Here is a 23,086-nt window from a genome sequence, read left to right as displayed (position 1 = left end):
GATTTTGGATTTTGGGTTTTATCTCAAATCTAAAATCCTTTTAATAGGCTTGGGATAACCAATCAAAGATTTTATCCAATTGTTCCAGAGTGACTAAACCGTACTGCCACAGAACCATCGGCAAGGAATTAGGGTCTCGATCTCGCTGCCGTTTTTCGTCACCGCCAACACGTTCGGCGACAGCGATGGACGCGGGAGAGATTGCCAAATCTTCTTGTAAAAATCGAATTAATCTAGTGTATGTAGCGGGTGCCATGTGATTTTGTCTCCATGTATAGGACACCATTTTCTGATGCGAACCTGATGTTTTTGATTAGTAATAAGCCAGTTTTAAATCTGTCTCTTGGCCGTCGATAGCTGTTAAAACAGTATTAGCGGTTGTGGAAAATCCCAAATTTACTGCTGAGTGTGACTCTAAAGCCAACCTTTCCCCAGAAGTGAAAGGTTTTGCACTTTTGCTGCTGTCTGCCCGATCGCCTGTTGAGCGCGATCGAACTTAAACTGAATACCTCGGTATTGTGCAACGCGAATCTGAAGAAATTCTGCTACCTAAACTAATTGCACTGTTGTTCAGAGTTTAACTTCATCTGCGAAAGTGCAGAATCCGCAAATCTACTTCGGCAATATTTGGTCAGATATGTCGATCGCAGCCGACCTTGCTACCTTAAGTTAACTTTGCCACTTAATTTGGCTTGTAGCATCTTACTTCCGACAGGTTTAGTAGATTCAGGTTTGGCGCCAGAAGTTCCAGAGAATTTCTTTTCGTGCCAGGAGCCCGATCGGCTAAGCATCGTCTCTCAGGATTGGTAACGAGTCGCTGACTCCTCTCATACCTGGAACTAACAATCTACAGCTTCTGCAAACAAGCTCAAGCCCAGACGAACTCAGATTGACATCGTAGCAAATCTTTTGGTCTTTGTGCTGTATCTTACATTAATACTTTAACAGATATTATCAAGTTTTGTAAAGTTTATTAATTTTTTGAGGTTTTCTCGAAGCCGAACTCAGCGGGAAAGGGAGAGGGGAGAGAGGGGGAGAGGGGAGAGAGGGGGAGAGGGGGAGTGACTTCAGAAACCGGGTTTCTACTAAATTTTGCGACTGGGAACCAGAAATACACCTAGAAACCGGGTTTCTAGCCCCATGTGTAAGCCCTGAAAATGTCCGAAGTGTTACTGGAAAAACTCGATTTCAATCCGATCTCCCACTTTGACACCAAGTTCAGCAGCCCGGCCACCCCGGATCTCGATTACTCGATCGACAGCAGTATCGGGCCCGTAGGTGGGACAAGGATCGGCTGTACAAGGAGGTGCCTCTGCTGCGATGGCTGTCACGACTCCATCCCGCAGAAAAATCATATCCAGAGAAATCTTGCAATTTTTCATCCAAAAATTGACCCAGCGCGCGGGTTTAAACTCAAACAGCATTCCTCTGTCATCGGCCAAAGAAGTTCTGTACATTAAACCCATAGCCTGTTGTTCGGATGTTTTGGCGACTTCAAGTTCGATCTGGCGATCGGCTATCCGAGCTCTAGCAGAAACAGGCAAAACTTGACCGGATGTTGTCGCCGTCGGAGACTGCGACGCCAAAGTACCAGTAACACCAGAATTTGCGACAGGTAAAGCCGGCGAACATCCAAGCAAAAATATAATTACCCCAATATTTAGGAAATTAGTTAAATAACTCATAAAGATTTTAGATTGGGAATGGGGAATTGGTAATGGGTAATTGGTAATGGGTAATTGGTAATTGGGAATTGGGAATTGGTAATTGGAATGGGACTTTTTAACAACTGTCAACTGACAACTGTCAACTGACAACTGTCAACTGTCAACTGACAACTGTCAACTGACAACTGTCAACTGACAACTGTCAACTGACAACTGTCAACTGACAACTGTCAACTGTCAACTGACTTCAAGCTTCGCGCATCACGTAACCAACACCGCGCACAGTCTGAATCAAGCGCTTCTCGCCCTCATCTTCAATTTTGAGACGCAGATAGCGGATGTAAACCTCAATCACATTCGACTCACCCAAAAAGTCGTAACCCCAAACATTCTCTAGAATTTGTTCGCGAGTCAAAACGTCGCGGGGATGTTCCATCAAATACTTTAGCAGTTCAAATTCCTTCATCGTCAGGTCGATCGCCCGTCCGTTGCGTAGAGCTCGCCTAGACGCCAAATCCAAAACTAAATCACCAAACCTCAGTTGTTCGCTGCTGGTGTTATCCGGCTGCAAATACAAGCGCACCAACTGCATAAACTCCTCAGTGCGGTAAGGTTTGAGAAAATAATCATCTGCGCCAGCTTCCAGACAAGCCACGCGATCGTCCACTGTATCGCGACCGATCAATAATAGCACTGGCGCCCGATTGCCACCACTTCGGAGGTGAGAACACAGCGACAGCCCCGATTCAGGGCCAAGTATGCGATCGATTACAATCAAAGCTGGCTGCAATTTATGGGCTAAATGTTGGCCTGTGGCGATACTAGAAGCTATTACTGGTTCGTAGCCGGAGGATTTTACATTGACCGATTTAGACCATACCAGTTCTAGCACGTCTCAGGGGACAGTTGACAGTTGACAGTTGACAGTTGACAGTTGTCAGTTGACAGTTGTCAGTTGACAGTTAGATGGAAAAATCATGAAATAAGCAAGATAAGCCAATGACAATTCCCAATGACAATTCCCAATTACCAATTCCCAATTCCCAATTCCCAATTCCCAATTCCCAATTACCAATTCCCAATTCCCAATTCCCAATTCCCAATTCCCAATGCCCAAATTCAATATTAAACTCAGAGGACTGAAGTCCTCACTACAAACCTAATTACCAATTACCCAATTCAACAATCCATGAGCCTCATTGTATTTGGCAGTATCAACATTGACCTCGCAGCAAAAACTCCCAGATTGCCGCAACCTGGGGAAACTATCATCGGTAGCAATTTTTTCACTGCCGGCGGCGGTAAAGGAGCAAATCAAGCCGTAGCAGCGTCGCGTCTTGGAACTTCGACTCACCTGATCGGGCGTGTGGGCAACGATAAATTTGCTGAAGAATTATTGACAAGTTTACAATCCTATGGTTTGAATACAGAAAATGTATTAATAGATAAAAGCACTCATTCAGGTGTGGCAATTATTGCCGTAGACGATAGCGGTCAAAATAATATTATTGTGATTCCGGGTGCAAATAATAATGTTGGTGATGCAGATATAGAACGTCTTAAAAAAGTGTTGTCTGAAGCTACATCTTTGCTGTTACAGTTAGAAATTCCGCTGAAATTTGTTCAAAAAGCTGCGAAAGTCGCCCGTGAATTGGGGGTGCGAGTGATTCTCGATCCGGCACCGGCTGCGGGGGATTTGCCGATCGACCTTTATCCCCTAATTGACATTATCACACCGAATGAAGTGGAAGCTGGCCAGTTAGTCGGTTTTGGAGTGAATGACACAGAAACGGCGATTCGCGCAGCTAAACAGTTGCAGCAGCGCGGTGTCGAGAATGTTATTGTCAAATTGGGCGATCGCGGGGCGGTTGCTGTGACTGCGGACGAGAGCTTTTTTGTGCCTGCTTTTGCTGTGAGGGCGATCGACACAGTGGCTGCTGGCGACGCTTTTAACGGTGGGTTGGCTGCGGCGTTAGATGGCGGGCGATCGCTGTCAGAGGCGGTGGTGTGGGGCTGTGCAGCGGGTGCTCTGTGTGCAACTAAGGTGGGTGCTCAGGTTGCTATGCCCGATCGCACAACTTTTGATAAATTTTTGCAGCATAATTTAGCAGCAGAATTTAGATAAGACGGCGGTTGAAACCGCATCTACACAAACGATGTCCGCCTTCGCGGACTGAAGAGGATAACATAATTTTAACTGCCCACTCTTCAACCCGCGGAGGCGGGTTTTGCTTGTATAGACGCGGTTTCAACCGCCCAGTCTTCTTGAATTTGTAAGGTGCCCCGAAGCACAGCCTACTGTGGCCGCTGAATAATTGTTTCAACTACCCGGCGCTTGACTTTTGGATCGATACCAATCAGCCGCACGTATTCCCCGCCGTGTTCCGCCAAGCAAGTTTCTAACGATGCAACCACATCTTTTTCCTGTGCCGTTTTAATTGTCGCACAACTTTGCCAGGAACCTGTTTTAAATCGGCGATTGTCTGCATATTCCATCCCTATTTTGCAGCCCCTTGCTAATAACTGTTGCACTTGTTCCAATACCTCGCCGCTCAGCCGCGCAGATTTACTGTTACTAATAGTTGAAGTTGGCTCGACATAAGCCTTATAATATTTCGATGAGGGGTCGTTTTGTTGATTTTGTGTTGGCGCCACAGCCGGGACATTGACAGTTCCAGGAACGTTAAACAGCCGTGATTGGTTGTATTCATCTACCAAGCGCATTTCCTGTACCCGCTTTTGTTGACCAACCATTGAACTACCCATTTCTAATAAATGAGCGAGGCTGAAATTAGGGTTCGGGAAATCTGGCTGTGCTTCCAGAGTGTTGACTAAACGCTTGGAAACTTGCTCGATTCCTATCTTGTGGATGAATTCGCGGATTTGTTCGTCGTAAATGCGCGATCGCAAAGCGCTAAAAAAGTCGATCGCCTGATCTGCAAAATTATCTACCAAACCCACTATCTCGGTTTGTGACAAATTGTCAGACTCAAAAATTCCGCTGACAATCCCAATTTTATCATCCCGGCTGGGTTCCCAATAAAACTTTTCCATCCGCCCGTCGCGAATCAGCGGCGCGTAAAGCGTAGCAAAGTCATTTCCGGTGACAATAATCGGCACTCGGTGCAGTGGCGTGCTGTCATAACTTCCCGGTAACTGCACGTTAGTGGGATTGTCCGCAATATTCATCAGAGTGGCATTGACCATCTGAGTATTTACAGTATATTGAGTCGTAGTATCGAACCTGCCAGCACCGGCATCCAAATCGTTAATAAAAATTGCACACATCTCGCCCCGCACTCGAATTTGCTCCGCAGCTTCGCGGTAGCGCAAACGAATTAAACGCGCCGGATCTCCGGCATCGGGACTTTCTAATTCTCCACCAGATATCATCACCGGTTCAAAGCCCATTCGCCGAAAAACCAGTTCGGCTTGAAATGTTTTACCTTCTCCTTTGCGGCCGTGAATTCCCAAAATTAGGGGAACTCTTACCCCAGGCAAATTTAAAAAGTTCTTAGTGACGTGCACCGCAACTTTATCGAGAAAGTTAGGAGAAATGTAATAACTCATCAGTAGATTTGTGAGGGATTTATTGCTGTTACTGTTACAATTTTATGACAAAATTAACAGCCTGCAACGCGAAGCTGGATTTTTACCGTACAATCTAGTTCTACATATTATGTGTTAAGGAGCGATTCGTGAGTCCAGAAACCTTACTAAAAGAACCAAGCGTGCAAGCCGAAGCCAGTTTGTTCAGTTCTGAGGGCTTCGACAGTTATGTAATGACTACTTACGGGCGTTTTGCGATCGCCCTGGAACGGGGCCTCGGCTGCCGCGTTTGGGATACCGAGGGCCGCGAATATCTCGATTTTGTGGCGGGTATTGCTACCTGCACTCTGGGACACGCCCATCCGGCGATGGTGGCAGCGGTAACTCAGCAAATTCAGACGCTGCACCACGTTTCTAATCTTTACTACATCCCCGTACAGGGCGAGCTGGCAAAGTGGCTTGTAGATCATTCTTGCGCGGACAGAGCTTTCTTTTGCAACTCGGGTGCGGAAGCTAATGAAGCGGCGATTAAGCTGGCGCGCAAGTACGCCCACGAACAATTAAATATCTCGAATCCGACCATAATTACTGCTGTTGCTAGTTTCCACGGGCGGACTTTGGCGACGATTACGGCGACGGGACAACCTAAATATCAGAAGGGTTTTAGTCCGTTGGTTCCTGGATTTCACTATGTTCCTTACAATGATATTAGTGCGATCGAACTGGCGATCGAGCAACTCGACAAAGACGAACGCCAAGTAGCTGCAATTATGCTGGAAGCGCTGCAAGGTGAAGGGGGAGTTCGTCCCGGAGATATCGCCTATTTCCAACGGATTCGGGAAATTTGCGACGAAAAAGGCATTTTGCTAATTCTCGACGAAGTGCAAGTCGGGATGGGACGCAGCGGTAAATATTGGGGTTACGAAAATCTCGGTATTGAACCGGATATCTTTACCTCTGCGAAGGGATTGGGCGGCGGTATTCCGATCGGCGCTATGCTGTGCAAGTCTCACTGCGATGTGTTTGAACCGGGAAGTCACGCTAGCACTTTTGGCGGCAATCCTTTTGCTTGTGCTGTCGCTTTGTGCGTGTGCCAAACTTTAGAACGGGAAAACCTGCTGGAAAACGTCCAACAGCGCGGAGCACAGTTGAAAGCTGGCCTCAACCAACTGGCGGCTGCATATCCGAATTTGATTGCTGAAGTGCGGGGCTGGGGCTTGATTGTCGGGCTGGAATTGCAGGCTGATATTGCACTGACATCGGCTGATATTGTTAAATCTGCGATCGCCGCTGGTGTGCTGTTGGTTCCCGCCGGGCCGAAGGTGTTGAGGTTTGTCCCGCCTCTAATTGTTTCTGCTGCTGAAGTCGATCGGGCTTTGCTTGCCGTTGAGGAAGCGTTGCGCTCTCAAGCGGTACACTAAAATCTACTGGGTTGATTTTTGTGAGCTGTAGCGCTGCAACTGGCGCAATATGCAGAGGCGCTATTCCTGAGAAACCCGGTTTCTTAGCCTCCTGTCGTGTTCGATCATCGCAATCAGATGCGTTCGTAGTGCGGACTGAAGTCCGCAGCATCAGAGCGGACTTTCGGGCGCACTACAAACCGTTTTTGTTATGGTAATCGACCGGACATGATATCAGTCCCTATCAGGGTAAAAGTAAACCCGCCCCGCTGCAAGTCTGTCGGGGCGGGTTTTATCCAGTTTAGGACTTGCCCGGAAACCAGTTTTTTAGGCAAATACACTGCGCTGTGACGATGTGTATGCTGCAAAAACCGGGTTTTTTTAATACTTCTAGATAAGTCTTAAAGTTAATAGACTCCCGGTTGGGAATTTTTAACCGCTTTTGAATGCCGATCGACACAAAAAATATCTCAAGATAAAATTGAGTTTTATCCTCTACTCGAATATTGTCTGTGAAACCCGCCCCGAAACACTGACGACGCATTAGACCGGAATTTGGCTAAAGACAACGGGCACAATAATACTATTAGTGATTGTAGGTGCTAATCTCGCTATCAGCCTGTCTGTTGCCACTTGTGAATCCTGGTTTAACTGATTTCATCCTTTAAGGTCTATAATCCGTCGGAGACTCCTACCTCCGGTTCGAGAGCCAAATTGAAACAGTTCCTAATTTCATTGGCTGCACAGAAGCAGCAATCCTATCGTTAATAGTTCGGCGGAATGCACGATGGACGAACAGCGTCGCGAAACTGATGTTAATATGCTCCGAGCGCTGCTGGAAAATCCTGTGGACTCAGGAATAGATTTGATTTTGAGGACTGACTCAAAGTCGATCGACTTTGGGTTTGTGCAAATGCTGTACTTGGAAGAGCCGGCACTGACACGAGACAGCTTGCTCAAAGCTGCAAAATTCTTTCAAAGGACGATCGCACCCTTAGAATCTGCTAAGAGCAATGCTAAATTGCCCGGAACCGGGGCAGCATATCTGGCTTTTTTAGCAGAAGTATTGCAAGCAGTGGCGCGCAACCCTGATTCGCAGCACGTGTACGCGCTGCTGAGAAACAATTTAGACAAACTCGACCAGAATTTCGCAGATTTGCTGCGCCGCTGGGCAACTTTGGTACTCCCTACTGCCCCAGAATCAGAGGCGAGGCGCATTGCGGCCCTAATTGGCAATCTGAGCAACAAAATTGGGCGGTTTCCCCTCGGTAGCAAGGCGAATAACTTGGAAATCGAAATCGCCGGTTACGAAACCGTGGCTAAGGTGTTTACCCGCAAAGACTTTCCCCAAGAGTGGGCAGTCATGCAAAATAATCTGGGCAATGCTTATACCGATCGCCCCAAAGGCGATAAGGCTCAAAATATCGAACAAGCCATTGCTTGCTTTGCTAATGCCCTGCAAGTGCGAACTCGCGAACAGTACCCGGAACAGTGGGCGACGCTGCAAAACAATCTGGGAAACGCTTATAGCGAGCGCCTCAGGGGAGATGCGGCCGAAAATCTCGAAATTGCGATCGCCTGCTATCAAAACGCCCTACAAGTTCGCAACCGCGAGGGTTTCGGAGGAGATTGGGCAAGCACTCAAAACAATCTCGGCCGCGCTTACAGCCGCCGACTGCGCGGTGACAAAGCCCAAAATCTCGAACAGGCAGTCGTTTGCTACCACAATGCCTTGCAAGTCTACAACCGCAAGATGTTTCCCCGGCGCTGGGCGACGACTCAAAATAATTTAGCAAATGCTTACTATGATTTCCTGCGGGGGAATCGGGCAGAAAATCTCGAATACGCTGTCAACTGCTACCAGAGAGCTTTGCAAGTGCGGACTAAGGAAGCTTTTCCGCTGCAATGGGCGACGACTCAAAGGAATTTGGGCCGGGTGTTTATCGATCGAATTAAGGGCGAAGGAGTCGAAAATCTGGAAATGGCACTCACCTGCTTTCAAAATTCTTTGCAAGTCTACACTCGCATCAAATTTCCCGAAGCCTGGGGTTCGATCCAAACTTACCTCGGCAGGATCTACAGTCTGCGGGTGAAAGGGGAAAAAGCGGAAAATCTGGAAATGGCGATCGCCTGCTATCAAAATGCTTTGCTCTTTTGCAACCGCCAAAAAACTCCCGAACGCTGGGCAATGCTCTGTGCCTACCTCGGACGCGCTTTCAGCCAACACGTGAAAGGCGAAAAAAACCGCAATCTCAAAAGCGCGATCGCCTGTTATCAAAATGCAGCCCAAGTCTACACCAAACACGGATCTCCCCACCGCTGGGCCATGCTGCAAATTTATCTGGGCCGAGCTTTTTCGGAACTGACGGAGACGGAAAACTCGTCTCGCATCGAAAGCGCGATCGCCTGCTATCACAGTGCCGGCCAAATCTACACTCGCGAAACCTATCCCCACCGTTGGGCACAAATTTTATTTTATTTGGGTGAAGCTTACCGAAGGCGAGGCGAGTTGCTGCGCGCCTACGGCGTTTTTACTACTGCTGTCGATACTGTGGAGTTCTTGCGGAGCGAAGTTGGGGTTGATGCGGCCGATTTGGGCGATCGGGGAAGTAACTCAAAAGCCAAATTAGTCAGCACCTGGAGAGGACTCTATAAATCCCTCGTACAAGTTTGCCTAGAACTCGGCCCGGGCCAGCCGGAATATTACGCTAAAGCCCTGGAATACGCTGAACGCCACAAAAATCGGAATTTGGTAGAACTCCTGGTTAAATCCCCCCTGACCCCAAAAGGCGACATTCCGGCAGCGGTACGCAGCGAGTTGGAGTCATTGCAACTGGAAATAGCAAGGGAACAGCGGCAGCAACAACAGCGACAACCCGAACCCAGCACTAGCTTGATTTCTGAGGGCGACAGCCCTGGTTTGAACAGCGGTTCTCTGATGCCGAACTCCGATTTTATGCACTTAAATCAATTGTGGCGGCAGTTTGATGGGTTGATTGCGCGCGAGGTGCAGGCAAACGACCCTTTCTTCAGCTTAGCTCGCAAAGTTGAACCCATTACTTTCGAGCAAATTCGCCAATTGTTGCCTGATGCCAATTGTGCTGCTGTGGTGTGGGCGAGTTTGGAGGATTTGGTAGTGGCTTTTGTGGTGGTGAAGAGTGCAGAATATCCCGCCGTTCACCTCTGTGCCGCGGGAAATGCTTTAGCTGCCGAAACTTGGGCCGGAGAGTACCTCAGCGCTTATTCCGAGCAAAAAGGTCGCTGGATCAATCATCTCCCGGCTCGCCTCAAACGCTTGGCCGCGCTGTTGGAAATCGATCGAGTGGTGGCGCTGATTCCGGAAAATTGCGATCGGCTAATTGTGGTGCCGCACCGATTTTTGCACGCTTTGCCGCTCCATGCTTTGCCTTTGGGGGTGAGAGACGGGTTGGAGGACACCGGGGCAATTTTCAGGTCTCATGGCGGCGATCGCAGCGGTTTCGATCTGTTGGATACGCACAACAGTTCGGATTTTTCTCACAGTTCGTCCTTTGGGGAAATTTCACCTCCTCCTGCTTATTTGATCGATCGATTTGCCGGAGGAATTCGCTATGCTCCTAGCTGCCAGCTATTGCGGTTGAGACAAATCGCGCGCAGCGCAGCTATCGGCCGCTACAGACCGAATTTGCAGCACCTGTTGGCAGTTCCCACTTTCAGCAGAGATGCGCTTTACAGCAACCTGGAAATCGGCAATATTTCCCAGTGTTTTTCCAGTACAGAAATTTTGCGGCAGAAGCCAGCAATTAAAGAGGCTTTTTCTCGATCGATATCTGTAAATGATGGGAATTCATCCGCGAAAATAGGACAAGTGCAGCAGAAAAAATGCGCTCACTTTGCTTGTTTGAGCGTGCTTGATTTCGCTTTCCCGCTCAAATCAGGCGTATTTGTGAGAAATGATACTATGACTTTGGAGGAAATTTTTAATTTCGATTGTCGGCAATACTTTTTAGTTACTTTATCGGCTTGCGAAATTGCAGCAGGCTCAGTCAGCGGTACTGAAGATTTTGTCGGTTTGTCCGCGGGTTTGTTGTATGCTGGCACATCTAGTGTTGTCAGCAGCCTGTGGAAAGTGAATGATGTTTCAACGCTGCTGCTGACGAGCAAGTTTTATGAAAATCTCGGGCGTTTTCCTCGATTGCAAGTGGGAGATGTGGCGCGATCGCTTGCGGAGGCTCAAAGGTGGCTGCGGGATTTGACAGGCGAGGAATTGGAGGTGTTGCTGGCGGATTTTCAGCCTCAAATTTCGCAAATGTTCGATCGGCTTTCACAAAGTTCTCGCCTGATTGCTGAAGCATCTTTACAGCAAATTCGCAACCGCAAACCCTGTCCTTTTGCCAATCCTTATCACTGGGCAGCTTTTACTGCTGCTGGAGTTTAGTCAGTTGACAGTTGATAGTTGACAGTTGACAGTTGTCATTAATTATAGCCCAGATTCCGCAGATATTTAAACAGAATTGATGGTTGTCAAGTTGAAATATTCAAGCCTGAAATATTTATCCAGCAAGCATTTCAGGCTTTTTTGGTTAAAAAATATTGAGTCAGGATAAAAGAGGTAAAAACCATGAATGATCCTCAAGGAGCCATAACGCTCTTTCGTCACTTTCATGAGAGTAAATTCTCGAAGACACGACAGCAAAGGATCTCTTCCCAAACGATCCCAACAAAGGAAGGTGTTAGAAAATCGCTCCACAAAGCCATACTAGATAAGCATTATCAAATTATGGTCATATTTTTACTGTCTGAGAGTGATGAAGGAGCGATAACAGTCCTAAATTTAGGCTATTTAGGAATACTAGGGCGTCGGTTCAGTAAAAGAAATTGACACTCCTCGGCATAGTATGTATGTTGATGTAGACCTTGGCCCGGCGTTGCATGAGGACAAAAAAATGGTTGGCGATCGCGATCTACTGTCGCCCTCATGCGAGAACCCCTACATAATACATATTTCGTTCTTTTTGTCAAAATATTCTACTGTACCGACGCTCTAGTATGAGAAATTAGGTTAAGAAATCAACAAATAAACCGACAATACGGTCGGTATTTCAGATGTTTTAAGCCGTACACTTAGTCAATCTAAATGGAGCCGAACAGGTGAGCAACTTAACAAAAAACAGGATATATTGCAATACCGTTTACTTAAGACCGCCCTGAGGGTAAAACCCTATGAGAAATAGATACGGAGATTGCTTTCCTTCGGATCGCGAAAGCTAACGTTCCTCTCTTCGGACTATTCTAAGTAAACCGTATTGGGATATATTGAATTATTTAGGAAACGTTTGCAGTGAATATTTTTTAATAGTTGAAGATGGATAAGGATGAAAATAAACCTGAGAATATAGTTGAATAAATCCCAATAATTAGCAAGGCAAAAATCATGTTGCCGGAATTGTGATATCTAATTTATGGCAAATTAGCTCAAAGATTCCACAAATGAATATATTAGGAAATATCTGTAAATTCAAAATTCTTGTATATCTCAAAAATCTGACAATAATGATACCAAAAGTAGACAAGGTAGGCGCAGATGTTTTTCATACAGTGAATATATGAAAAACCTTAATCATCAAAGCCAGAACTGCGGAATGTGGGCTAAAAACTCTTTCTTAAAAAAATAGGGCAAGCCTAAGCCCGCCCTACAAATCAGATTAAATCACTTTACACATTAATAAGTTTCAACGTGCCAGCGATGCTCTTTCTTCAACTGTTTTTGATAGCCAGCCCAGTCAATGCCGTGCTTGCTAGATGCAGCAGACATTCCCTCATCAATGCCGCCTTCCATGCCCTTCAAACCACAGATGTAAGTGTGAGTTTTCGGCTTTTGAACCAATTCCCACAGTTGGTCTGCGTTCTCTTGAATCCGGTTTTGAATATACATCTTACCGCCGTCAGCAGTCTTTTGCTCGCGGCTGATCGCATAAGTTAAGCGGAAATTATCGGGGAATTCGCGCTGCAATTGCTCCAATTCTTCTTTATAAAGAATGTTGGGAGTGTAAGCAACTCCAAAGAACAGCCAAGCTAAACCTTTGAACTTGTAACCAGGATTATTTTCTTTAAACATCCGCCACAAATAAGCGCGGAAAGGAGCAATACCCGTACCAGTAGCCATCATAATCACGGTGGCATCTTCGTCATCGGGTAACAACATTTCTTTCCCTACCGGGCCAGTGATTTTGACATCAGCCCCAGGTTCCAAACCTGTGAGAAAAGTCGAACAAACGCCGAATACTCTTTCGCCACTTTTCGGGTCATTGTACTCCAGCCGGCGAACGCACAAAGAGACAGTTTTGTCGTCGAGGTTGTCGCCGTGACGGGTAGAGGCGATCGAGTAAAGTCGAATTTTGTGAGGTTTACCGTTTTTATCGGTTCCATCGGGAATAATCCCGATACTTTGACCTTCTAGATAGTGCAAATTGCCACCAGAAATGTCGAAAGTGACGTGACGAACTGTGCCGTCGCCGCCTTCTCTGACCATTTCTTCTGTAGAGATGCACTTACCAATATAGGGATTGGCCGGTTTGTAGAGGTTAACAGGAACCTGAACTTTTTCCTTTGCTTGAGTCATGGGCTTAGTTTTTTCTCCAGATTTCTGACTCTGTAGCCCTGCTTCTGGTGCGACTTTGCCATTAGTAGTTTCGGGAGCGCCGTTTGAGGGGCGGATGCTGACGATTTTGCCACCCATGCGAGCAATTCTGCGCATTTCCTGATTCATGCGATCGTACGGCACGGAGATAAACACGCTGCCGCTACGGCGAATCGGGTGATTTGTTTCGTCAGTTGCTTTGCTCTGACGCATACCCTCCACTTCGTAAACAAAGATGCGGCTGCCTGATTCTGAGTTGGCCGCTACACCAGATATGCTTGGGCTGTACATTTGTTGCTTGTCCTTCACGATACAGAGTTATAAAGAAAGAGAATGTGACGTTAGACTCAATTTACTTTTTTCTTAAGGCCACCTGGACTAATTTGCCCGCGCGAATCTTTGGGCATTGCCGCGCAGGCGGGAGTGTCAAGTTGAGATCGCTCTGCCTCTAATTCCCGATTAGCCGATCGCCGCCCTTGGTCTCGCCCGGCTGCATTCAGGTGTTGACCTATAGCTATTGTTGTCTGCGTACTGCCAATATTTTACCCGATCGGGGGATCTGCCCCGATAACTCGTTCTGATTTGGGGAGAGGGGGAGAGGGGGAGAGGGGAATACGGCTCAAGAAATATACAATTTAAATGCTGTCTTGCTGAAAGTAGGATTTAGCTAAATGACGTTGAGCTTGTAGGGGGCGGACGCATTCTGGTAAGATTAACCACTAAAGTTAGTATTAATTTCTTGCCTTGAAGATTGCTTGGGTCTTCCCGGACAGGCAGTCAACTGACTGCTGTATGCTGGTTAGTCCTCGATCCTCTCGGGGTAGCAAACCCGCAGAAAGCCTGCTTGTAGCTACCTGCGGGCTGAAATTTTTTGGAATCTAGACTTCAGTTACTTAGTAAACAGTGATTTTGTTAGAGGGAAACTATGACCAGTAAGCCGGATCGCGTGGTTTTAATTGGCGTTGCCGGAGACTCCGGCTGCGGAAAATCTACTTTTTTGCGCCGATTGACAGATTTGTTCGGGGAAGATTTCGTGACTGTAATCTGCCTTGACGACTATCATTGTCTCGATCGCAAGCAACGCAAGGAAACAGGGATTACCGCCCTTGACCCCAGAGCGAACAATTTTGACCTGATGGCCGAGCAAATGAAAGCGCTCAAAGAAGGTCGGGGAATAGACAAGCCGATTTACAACCACGAAACCGGTCTGCTCGATCCTCCTGAGCGGGTAGAGCCGAATCACGTGATTGTGATTGAGGGGTTGCACCCCCTTTACGACGAGCGAGTGAGAAATCTCATCGACTTCAGCGTCTACCTCGACATCAGCGACGAAGTAAAAATTGCTTGGAAAATCCAGCGCGACATGGCGGAACGGGGCCACCGTTACGAAGACGTGCTGTTTGCGATCAATGCTCGCAAACCAGATTTCACAGCGTACATCGACCCACAAAAGCAATATGCTGACGTGGTAATTCAAGTATTGCCGACCAACTTGATCAAAGATGACAAAGAACGGAAGGTTCTGCGCGTCCAAATGATTCAGCGCGAAGGTATCGCCAACTTTGAACCTGCGTATTTGTTTGACGAAGGTTCGACAATTAACTGGATTCCTTGCGGCCGCAAACTGACTTGTTCCTATCCCGGAATTAAGATGTACTACGGCCCAGATGCTTTCTACGGCCACGAAGTCTCGATTTTGGAAGTAGACGGTCAGTTCGAGAATCTCGAAGAAGTGATTTACATCGAAAGCCACTTGAGCAAGACTTCTGCGAAATACGAAGGCGAGTTGACTCACCTGTTACTCCAACACCGCGAATATCCTGGTTCCAACAATGGAACTGGTTTATTCCAAGTATTGGTGGGATTGAAGATGCGGGCGACTTACGAAAAGTTGACTGCAAAAGAATCAAAAGTTGCTGTTAGTGTTTAGAACTCTGACTTGACATCCACCCCGACCTGAAGGTGCGGGGATTCCCAATCATCGCTAATTGGGTTTCTGCTTCATAGCACCAGCCTTCCGAGACTTACTCTCTTCGGGTCTTACAGTTGCTCCGCAGACTGAAACGGCTAGCCCAGCCGCCAAAATGTTCTTTGCAGCATTGATGTCACGATCGTGGTTTGTCCCGCACTTGGGACACTCCCACTCGCGAATATTCAACGGCAATTTCTCAACAATGTGACCGCAGTTTCCACAGCGCTTAGAGCTGGGAAACCAGCGGTCTATTTTTATTAATTCACGCCCGTACCAATCGCATTTGTAACTTAGCTGGCGAATCAATTCACCCCAACTAGCATCGCTGATGGCAAGAGCTAACTTATGGTTTTTCACCATATTCTTGACAGCCAAATCCTCAACTACAATCGTTTGGTTTTCACGAACGAGTTGAGTCGTTAGCTTGTGCAAGAAATCTTTACGCACATCGACTATCTGTGCGTGGACTTTTGCCACCTGTCTCCGGGCTTTTTCCCGATTGTTGCTTCCCTTTTGCTTGCGTGCTAACGTTTTTTGCTTTCTTTTTAACTTTTTGCGAAGTCTCTTAAAGTGTTTGGGATTGGCGATTTTATCGCCGTCGCTAGTAGCAATCAAACTCGTAATCCCCACATCCAATCCGATAGTTTTATCTGTTTTTGGAAATGGTTGGATTTTATAGTCGTCTACTAATATGGATACAAACCAAAGCCCAGCAGGCGTTAATTTCACTGTAATCGTAGACGGAATGCACCCTTGGGGAATTTGTTTGCTCCAGCGGATAGGTAGTGGCTCGTTACATTTAGCCAAAAATACCTGTCCGTTTTTCCAGCGGAAGGCAGATTTGGTAAATTCAGCACTGCCACCGTTATGCTTTTTCTTGAAATTAGGATATTTGGCTCGTCCTGCAAAGAAGTTGGTGAACGCTGTCTGAAGGTGGCGCAAGCCTTGTTGAAGAGGTACGCAGCTAACTTCATTCAAGAAATCAAGTTCTTCCTCTTTCTTCCAGTTCGTCAGCATAGAGGAAGTTTCGCTGTAGCCAACTCTTTCTTGGCGTTCGTACCAAGATTCCGTGCGGTAAGTCAAAGCCTTGTTGTACACTAGCCGGGTACAGCCCATTGTCCGTCGCAAGAGGTTTTCTTGCTCGCTGGTGGGATAGAATCGGTAGCGATAGGCTTTTTCCATATCTTCACAGCCTAACACGTCTTTTGTGATATTAGCTCTGTGTTGTATGTTTTTGTAAAGCCGTCGAGCGAAGGACGGGGTTTCCACCCACTTTTTTTGATGAAAGATTTGAGAGGCGCGAGTGCGCCTCTTTTTTTTGTGGGTGAAATGAACGGCAGATGGTGATATTGGCACAGCGAATAATTAAGGCGTAATACGGTTCATTTAAGAACTATCTGACTTTTTAAAAATGCCTGTATTGCCTATGAAATCGTGAGACGAAATTCGTAAAAAATCTTTAAGCCAAGCCTATTGAGTTAGGGTAGAGTATTTGGCAATAGAGAGTTTAAAAATGTTTTTCCGGCTTGATTGAGGGAAGTTCTACTTTTTTGAATTATCTAATTTGATGCAACCCTGTGTGAATATCGATTAAGAATGCCAAAAACTTTACTGCTACACCATTACCTCCTCCAGTAATAGCTTCATTCGATTGCCGATCGCCCCGACATTGGGTTCCAGTAAAATACTGAGATGGTCTCCAGGTACATCGTAAATGGTCAGACCGTCTTTGAGATAAGGTTTCCAGCCTAGATCCGGATCGAGGATGACACTTATGCCATCTTGAGAATCCTGTGCTCGAAACATCACTACTTTGCCAGCATAGGGTTTTGGCGCGTAAGCTCGTTCTGCCAGATCAATTATCTTCTCTCTGATCAAATAGTCGGTGGTGTAAGACATTGACTCTGTAGGTTCTTTCACCTTGTTGTCTCGCCCGATCGTCTTGCGGGCCAGCATTGTCATTCCGTCTGTAACTGTCGTTATTTTATCGACGACACTACTGACGATGTAACCTACGCCCTGCTTAGCAATTTTTTGGACATGGAAGCGCAGCCGCTGCTGAATGGGTAGGGGCTTGTAGGCAGAGGGCAACATGGAATCAAACATCACCAATAACGCTGTTTCCTGTCCTTTAGCTGCCAATTTTTGAGCAACCTCAAAAGCAACAATACCTCCAAATGACAAACCACCCAAATAATAGGGGCCTTCTGGTTGCACCTTCACGAGTTCATTGATGTAATAGTCTGCGATCGCCTCAACCTGATTGACTGGCCCGTGCACGCCATCTTTAACAACAGCAATTAAGCCATATATCGGCTGATCTAGCCCTAAATATGGAATTAACGGATGATAAATAGACACTCCTTCAAACAGAAAGAGTGGTGGCTGAGAACCTTTCGGTTGAATCTCGACAAGAGAAAGGCTTTGGTTGGGGATATCGCCTTGACGTAGAATCTGGGATAGTTGCTTGATGGTTGGGGCTTGGAAGATAATCGATAGTGGGACTTTCTGCTGGAACTTTTGGTCAATTTTGTCAGCTAAGCGAGCGGCTAACAGGGATGTACCGCCTAAATCCATGAAATTATCCGTAGTGCCGATCGGCTTAATATTGAGTATCTGCTCCCAAATTTGAACAAGTTGAGCTTCTAGTCCATCAATAGGCAACACAACTTCACTATTTGTAACCAGATCGGCAACCTGAGGTTCTGGAAACCCACGGCGATCGACCTTACCATTGGGCGTCATCGGGAAAGAGTCCATCACTACAACCGCTGCCGGAATCATGTATGCCGGTAGTTTGGTTTGTAGAAAACTACGCAATTCAGACACCTGAATTGGTTGTCCAGGCTTCGGAATGATATATGCCACTAAGCGCTTTTCACCGGGTACATCTTCCCGTGCCAAAACTATACCTTGCTGCACAGATGGGTACTGTTCCAAATAGGTTTCAATCTCTAGTAACTCAATCCGAAAACCTCGAATTTTTACTTGAAAATCGATGCGACCAATAAACTCCAACGTTCCATTGGGTAAATAGCGGCAAGTATCCCCTGTTATGTAAAGTTTGTCTCCAGGTCGATCGCTAAATGGATTAGCAATAAACTTACTTGCAGTGCGTTCTGCCAAGTTGAGATATCCCCTCGCAACCCCTGGGCCGCCAATATACAGTTCTCCAATGTCGCCATCGGGCACAGGATTTAGGTTTTCATCCAGAATGTAAATTTGGCTGTTGGGAAGGGGACGACCGATCGGAATGTCTGCTTCACTACTGAGATCGTAGCCTTCAGCGATCGGGTCATAAATGGTGGCCGTCACCGTAGTTTCAGTCGGCCCGTAGGTATTGAGCCAACGAGGATATTCCCCTACCAATTGTCGCCATTCAGCATACAGAGCGCGAGAGGCTTTTTCTCCGCCCACAATCACCAATCTCACATCTGGGGACATGGGAACACCTAGCAATGAGAGTCCGCTGACGAGACCATGCCAAAAAGCAGTTGGCAAGTCCAGAATAGTAATACGTTCTTGCTCAATAAATTCGAGGAATTGGCGAGTAGAGCTAATACAGTCTTCAGTTCGCAGCACGATTGTTGCACCACTTACCAAGGATGGAAAAACTTCCTCAATGATGATGTCAAAGCTCATGCTAGAGAATTGCAGTACCCGATCGCCAGCCTGAAGATTAAATGCCTGTGCGATCGCCTTGCTGTGGTGAACCATGCCCCGGTGAGTAATCATTACACCCTTGGGATTTCCCGTCGAACCAGAGGTGTAAATAACGTAAGCCAAATGCTCGGGCGTTGTCAGCAGAGACAAATTTTCAGTGCTGTATGGCGCCATATCGTGCCAGTCTGTATCTGGACAAATCACGCGAGCATTGTGTTCGGGCAAAAATTTAACCAGATCCTGTTGAATCAAAATGAATCGCACAGCGGCGTCTCGTAACTTGTACGCTCGACGTTCGTGGGGATAGGCTGGGTCGATCGGCACATAGGCCGCCCCAGCCTTCATCACCCCCAAAAAGCAAATCACCATTTCCATGCAGCGATTCATAGAGATAGCAATCAGTTCATCCGGTTGCACTCCTAGTGCTTGGAGGTAATGGGCGAGCTGGTTTGCGCGTTGATTTAAGGCATCATAGGTTAATTCTTGCCCTTGAAATGAAAGGGCGATCGCATCAGGAGTCTCCTTAACCTGTGCTTCAAACCATTGATGGATACTCACATAGTCAGATGGAGTTCGATCGACTTGAGAGTCCTCGACAGAGGAAATATCCTGACTATGTAATGGAAGATCGACACAGACATCGTGGGTAGTTTTTAGTGCATCAGTTTCCTGGTTGGGTAAGTACCCATCACGACTCGTCAAAACATCTTGAGAATTCATCATATTTTTGATTTAAGTAGAGTGAGGGAGATTAAGAGAGGCACCCTAGGGAAAATTCCTTATCGCGCATTGATCCAGATCACAGCTTTTTGTGGATTGCTTATTTAGCAGTCTCGAAACTGTCACATTGCAGTAATAATACGTATATGACGGCGCGAATCAATGTGCTTTTGGGGAACGGAAGTTGTTTCTGGATAATTACTTTTTGTCCTGTTTTAATTATACGGCTTATTAATTGATCTGGTCTAGATCAAGACTGTTTTGGCAATCATCTCATTGGCGATCGGGGGCGATCGGGAGCGATCGCAGTAAACAAGCAAAGCACTTTAGCTACCTTACTCCTTCAGTAGAGCTAAACTGCTTTGCCTGTAAGTATTTCAGCTATTTACATTTTTTTGTATGCCTTAAAAATTTGTACCTTTACTTAAGTTGTCACCAATAGGAGACGGTGCTGGGAAATAGAGAGGCTAAGAATATTTTTCCGGATTCATTGAGATCGTCATTTAGGGAAAAGTTTAGACTGCGAACTCGCAAAGCGCCATTTTTTATGTCTAGTGGCTGTTTGAGGTGTTGCGGGTAGATGAGAATTGCATTGTTACACTTTACTGCATTGGCGTAGGCAACTATTTGATGGCGGTCTCCACTGTCTGCTCGATCGGGAGCTTTGTATTTGGTATCGAGGACGTATTGGACTTTACCTGTTTCTATATCGCACAGCAGTAAGTCAATGCGATCGGAGTAATTTTGGTCATGTGTGACCGTGTTTTTTTTCTTGACAAAGAAGCCTTTTGGTGTATTAGCCTTGAGCCATTCAGCGACAAACTGTTCATATAAACTAGCCATGTTGATCAGAAAAGGGAGCATTTCGCGATCGCCCATTTCGTGACTGGGCCCTGTGTTATCTAAAAAAAACCGACAGAGGGCGTGTAAAAGTTGATAATCTTGATTAAGACGGTGATAAGTGCGATCGATACAAGCTTCTGGTTTAAAAGATGTTAGAGTAACAAATCCTTGGAGTGCGTGAAAAGCTTTTCGCACGCTCGATGAGACAGATTCGCGGCACAAACCGCTACGGCCAATAATGAAAAGTGTCCAAGCCAGAATTTGATTATCTTCGATATCGCCTGTTTGTTCGTTATAGTGACATTTTAGTTTAACATCCCAAGGTTTTTGCACAGCTTCCCGGACATCAATCCTGCCGCGAATATAGGAAAGTTTTTCTGTTTTGGGTAAGTAATTGCGATACAATCCTTTGCGACAGCGTTCGAGAATTTTCAGCGCCAGGATGTTAGCTAATCGTTCATAGACTTGTTCCAAAGATTCGCACTCAATCTGTCCTTTCGGAAAACTTATCTTAAGTTCGTAGGCATACTCAAGCATTCCGAATAAATTTGCGATCGGAACTTTGGGTTTGATCACAATGTGAAATTGTGGAGTAATTGGAATATTGCCAACTCGGCCTTGAGACTTTAATTGCCATTTATATTTTGTTTTAGGGTTGGGAAATTCAATATCTATTTCCTTAGCATAATTATGGTAGATTTTCTCTCCTACTGATTGGGGGATTGCATCTCGCTCAAAGGTCGCTAATTGATATTCTGTGAGTTCGATAATTTGGGGTGATTCTCGTTTCATAGAAATACGGTTCAGTCAGTAGTTGTCATTGCGAGGAACGTTAGCGAAGCGATCCGTAGGAAAGCAATCGCAGTATCTATTGTTCACACAGTTTTCCCTCTAGGACTCTCTTAACTCAACCACTTTGTTTCATAGATGCTGTAACGGCATATTTTTGGTAATGGTAGCGTTAGATGCTCAATTGCTCAATTTGTCTTTGATTTTATCCCAGAGAAATTCATCCATTTTTGCCTGGTTATCAAAGAAGTATTCTTCGAGGTATGGCTCAATTTCCATTTGCCAAATATCTTGGATATCTTCAGCTAAGGTTTTTGTCAAAAAGAAGGAGATGCCTAATTCATAATGTTTGTTGTTAATTGCCACATTTATATCTTTTAAAATACCAATTAAGCGATTTAATCTAGCAATTGGAAAACCTGTTTGCCATGTTTTGTGATAGTGACGCAAGACTTTATAGTTAGGAGATAGGGGGATGAATGCAAAGCGGCGGCGGAGTGCGTTATCAACTAAGGCTATAGAGCGATCGGCAGTATTCATTGTACCGATGATGCAGACATTTTTAGGTATTCTAAATAGTTGACCGCTGGCTAGTTTAACAGTGCGATCACGATCGTCCAGCAAATACATTAATTCTCCAAATACCTGAGATAAATTTGCACGATTAATTTCATCAATAATGAGAACGCAAGTGTTTTGACGAGACTCAGCTTTTGTGCAAAATTCGAGTAATCTGCCGGGAACTATGGGATATGTTAATTGCCCATCTTGACTTTGCGGACGGATGCCTTGAATGAAGTCTTCATAAGTATAAGCTGGATGAAATTGAATAAGGTCTGAAAAGCCGTCACCGCCGCCGATTAAGTGTTGGGCTAGTTTTTGAGCGAGGAAGGTTTTTCCGGTTCCGGGCGGGCCTTGGATGATGGCTTGTTGCTTGCGGTTAATGGTGCGTATCCAGCGGTTGATTTCAGATGTTTGAAAACCTGTTAGTTCCGACATTTCTTGGAGATTGTAGGCTCGATTAAATTCTTTGTTATATACTAAAAAATATTCATTTACAAGAAGAGATAAGTTATTCTCATAAACATTAAAAAATAAAAACAATGGAAATAATTTTTTAAAGGTTTGTGCTATTTTTGCGATTAACTGTTTAGCAGAATATCCTAATACCTCTGGTGATTCTAGTGAGACAGCAACCTGAATGTTATTGACTTTAGGTGTGATTAATAAATTCTTGGGTATTTCTTGCCAACAAAAAATCTCTTCTAGCAAACTAAAAACAGATTGTGAATTTTTAATTTTTACGAACCTATAGTCTTCAAGTAGGTAACGATAAGAATGAAGGTGGCGATTTAACTCGCAAAAATTTTGATGGGGCAGCTTGTATAATTCAAGCAAGGTTTTCCAGGAATTACTTCTACATTGAGAGCTATAATTGTCAATGAATTTTTCCAAACTTGTTATTTTTGAGTAAAATCCAAAAGTGAATTTTTCAGGTTCAATATTTAGCATTAACTGCGCCTTATCTAAAGAATTTATATCTCCCAGACCCAAAGCTACACTGTACGATATTGATGGGAATCCTTGGAATAGAAGGAGAGAACCAAATTGGTCAATCCTGAAATTTATATAATTTTTGATAAAATCAGGTAACAGCTCTTCCACCTGGCTTAAAATATACTTTAATGGATTTTCAACATATTTCAAGAAAACTTTTTTGTGTTCACTGTAAAAATCAGAGCTGGGATTATCATTAAATTGTGCCACTAGGTTAAATGTGTTTTCTGAAAAAGGACATTCAGGATGTACAAAAACTTTTTCCATTTTTTCTGTATTTTTAAGATGACTTAATTGCTGTTCTTAA

15 protein-coding genes are annotated in these 23,086 nt (G+C 45.5%); 4 read left to right on the top strand and 11 right to left on the bottom strand.

All coding sequences use genetic code 11. The annotated features are described in order from the left end of the window. Nucleotides 1–40 precede the first annotated feature (40 nt). The 4 genes from JGK20_RS12535 to JGK20_RS12520 all read right to left on the bottom strand — a co-directional run bounded on the left by JGK20_RS12535 (nucleotide 41) and on the right by JGK20_RS12520 (nucleotide 2,790). Nucleotides 41–256 carry a DUF2949 domain-containing protein gene (locus JGK20_RS12535; RefSeq protein WP_293144219.1) on the bottom strand — a complete coding sequence of 72 codons (216 nt, stop codon included), beginning with the start codon at nucleotides 254–256 and terminating at the stop codon, nucleotides 41–43. Between the two features lie 913 nt (nucleotides 257–1,169). Beyond that, nucleotides 1,170–1,685, bottom strand: a complete 516-nt coding sequence (locus JGK20_RS12530; protein WP_293174386.1) for a DUF192 domain-containing protein — start codon at nucleotides 1,683–1,685, stop codon at nucleotides 1,170–1,172. Between the two features lie 229 nt (nucleotides 1,686–1,914). Beyond that, nucleotides 1,915–2,559 carry a response regulator transcription factor NblR gene (nblR, locus tag JGK20_RS12525; RefSeq protein WP_293230638.1) on the bottom strand — a complete coding sequence of 215 codons (645 nt, stop codon included), beginning with the start codon at nucleotides 2,557–2,559 and terminating at the stop codon, nucleotides 1,915–1,917. A gap of 45 nt (nucleotides 2,560–2,604) precedes the next feature. Continuing rightward, nucleotides 2,605–2,790: a hypothetical protein gene (locus JGK20_RS12520; protein ID WP_293230635.1), complete on the bottom strand. Its 186-nt coding sequence runs from the start codon at nucleotides 2,788–2,790 to the stop codon at nucleotides 2,605–2,607. A gap of 66 nt (nucleotides 2,791–2,856) precedes the next feature. On the opposite strand from JGK20_RS12520, the gene rbsK reads away from it, so the two are divergent. Beyond that, nucleotides 2,857–3,792 (top strand): ribokinase, encoded by a 936-nt coding sequence (gene rbsK / locus JGK20_RS12515; RefSeq protein WP_293230633.1) that lies wholly within the window; start codon nucleotides 2,857–2,859, stop codon nucleotides 3,790–3,792. 170 nt (nucleotides 3,793–3,962) lie between these two features. Here the strand turns inward: rbsK and JGK20_RS12510 are convergent, their stop codons facing one another. Continuing rightward, nucleotides 3,963–5,237: a ribulose bisphosphate carboxylase small subunit gene (locus JGK20_RS12510; RefSeq protein ID WP_293189306.1), complete on the bottom strand. Its 1,275-nt coding sequence runs from the start codon at nucleotides 5,235–5,237 to the stop codon at nucleotides 3,963–3,965. 128 nt (nucleotides 5,238–5,365) lie between these two features. Here JGK20_RS12510 and JGK20_RS12505 point away from each other — a divergent pair, with 128 nt between their 5' ends. After that, a complete protein-coding gene (locus tag JGK20_RS12505; RefSeq protein ID WP_293174276.1) occupies nucleotides 5,366–6,637 on the top strand; it encodes an aspartate aminotransferase family protein in 1,272 nt (423 codons plus the stop codon). Nucleotides 6,638–6,917: 280 nt separating this feature from the next. On the opposite strand, the gene JGK20_RS12500 is transcribed toward JGK20_RS12505, so the two are convergent. Then, nucleotides 6,918–7,160: a hypothetical protein gene (locus JGK20_RS12500; RefSeq protein ID WP_293174278.1), complete on the bottom strand. Its 243-nt coding sequence runs from the start codon at nucleotides 7,158–7,160 to the stop codon at nucleotides 6,918–6,920. Nucleotides 7,161–7,403: 243 nt separating this feature from the next. Here JGK20_RS12500 and JGK20_RS12495 point away from each other — a divergent pair, with 243 nt between their 5' ends. Further along, complete coding sequence (locus JGK20_RS12495; protein WP_293189304.1) at nucleotides 7,404–11,033, top strand: CHAT domain-containing protein; 3,630 nt, start codon at nucleotides 7,404–7,406, stop codon at nucleotides 11,031–11,033. A 1,284-nt stretch (nucleotides 11,034–12,317) separates the two neighbouring features. On the opposite strand, the gene petH is transcribed toward JGK20_RS12495, so the two are convergent. Further along, the gene (gene petH, locus JGK20_RS12490; protein WP_293174283.1) at nucleotides 12,318–13,526 is read right to left on the bottom strand and encodes a ferredoxin--NADP reductase; all 1,209 of its coding nucleotides are present in this window, start codon (nucleotides 13,524–13,526) and stop codon (nucleotides 12,318–12,320) included. A gap of 634 nt (nucleotides 13,527–14,160) precedes the next feature. Between petH and JGK20_RS12485 the strand changes: the two genes are divergently transcribed. Next, the gene (locus JGK20_RS12485) at nucleotides 14,161–15,165 is read left to right on the top strand and encodes a phosphoribulokinase (RefSeq protein WP_293174286.1); all 1,005 of its coding nucleotides are present in this window, start codon (nucleotides 14,161–14,163) and stop codon (nucleotides 15,163–15,165) included. Between the two features lie 54 nt (nucleotides 15,166–15,219). Here the strand turns inward: JGK20_RS12485 and JGK20_RS12480 are convergent, their stop codons facing one another. From JGK20_RS12480 to JGK20_RS12465, 4 genes are all read right to left on the bottom strand, one after another. Beyond that, nucleotides 15,220–16,389 carry an RNA-guided endonuclease TnpB family protein gene (locus JGK20_RS12480; protein WP_293174389.1) on the bottom strand — a complete coding sequence of 390 codons (1,170 nt, stop codon included), beginning with the start codon at nucleotides 16,387–16,389 and terminating at the stop codon, nucleotides 15,220–15,222. Between the two features lie 432 nt (nucleotides 16,390–16,821). Further along, nucleotides 16,822–19,593, bottom strand: coding sequence for an amino acid adenylation domain-containing protein (locus tag JGK20_RS12475; protein ID WP_293230630.1), 2,772 nt, complete (start codon nucleotides 19,591–19,593; stop codon nucleotides 16,822–16,824). Between the two features lie 429 nt (nucleotides 19,594–20,022). Beyond that, nucleotides 20,023–21,225, bottom strand: coding sequence for a restriction endonuclease (locus JGK20_RS12470; protein WP_293216509.1), 1,203 nt, complete (start codon nucleotides 21,223–21,225; stop codon nucleotides 20,023–20,025). A 177-nt stretch (nucleotides 21,226–21,402) separates the two neighbouring features. Next, nucleotides 21,403–23,046, bottom strand: a complete 1,644-nt coding sequence (locus JGK20_RS12465) for an AAA family ATPase (protein ID WP_293230627.1) — start codon at nucleotides 23,044–23,046, stop codon at nucleotides 21,403–21,405. Nucleotides 23,047–23,086 lie beyond the last annotated feature (40 nt).

Source organism: Microcoleus sp. PH2017_05_CCC_O_A (genome assembly GCF_020738785.1).
Lineage (GTDB): Bacteria > Cyanobacteriota > Cyanobacteriia > Cyanobacteriales > Microcoleaceae > Microcoleus.
The sequence above is the reverse complement of the archived record's forward strand: the minus strand, read 5'-3'. Positions and strand labels throughout refer to the sequence as shown.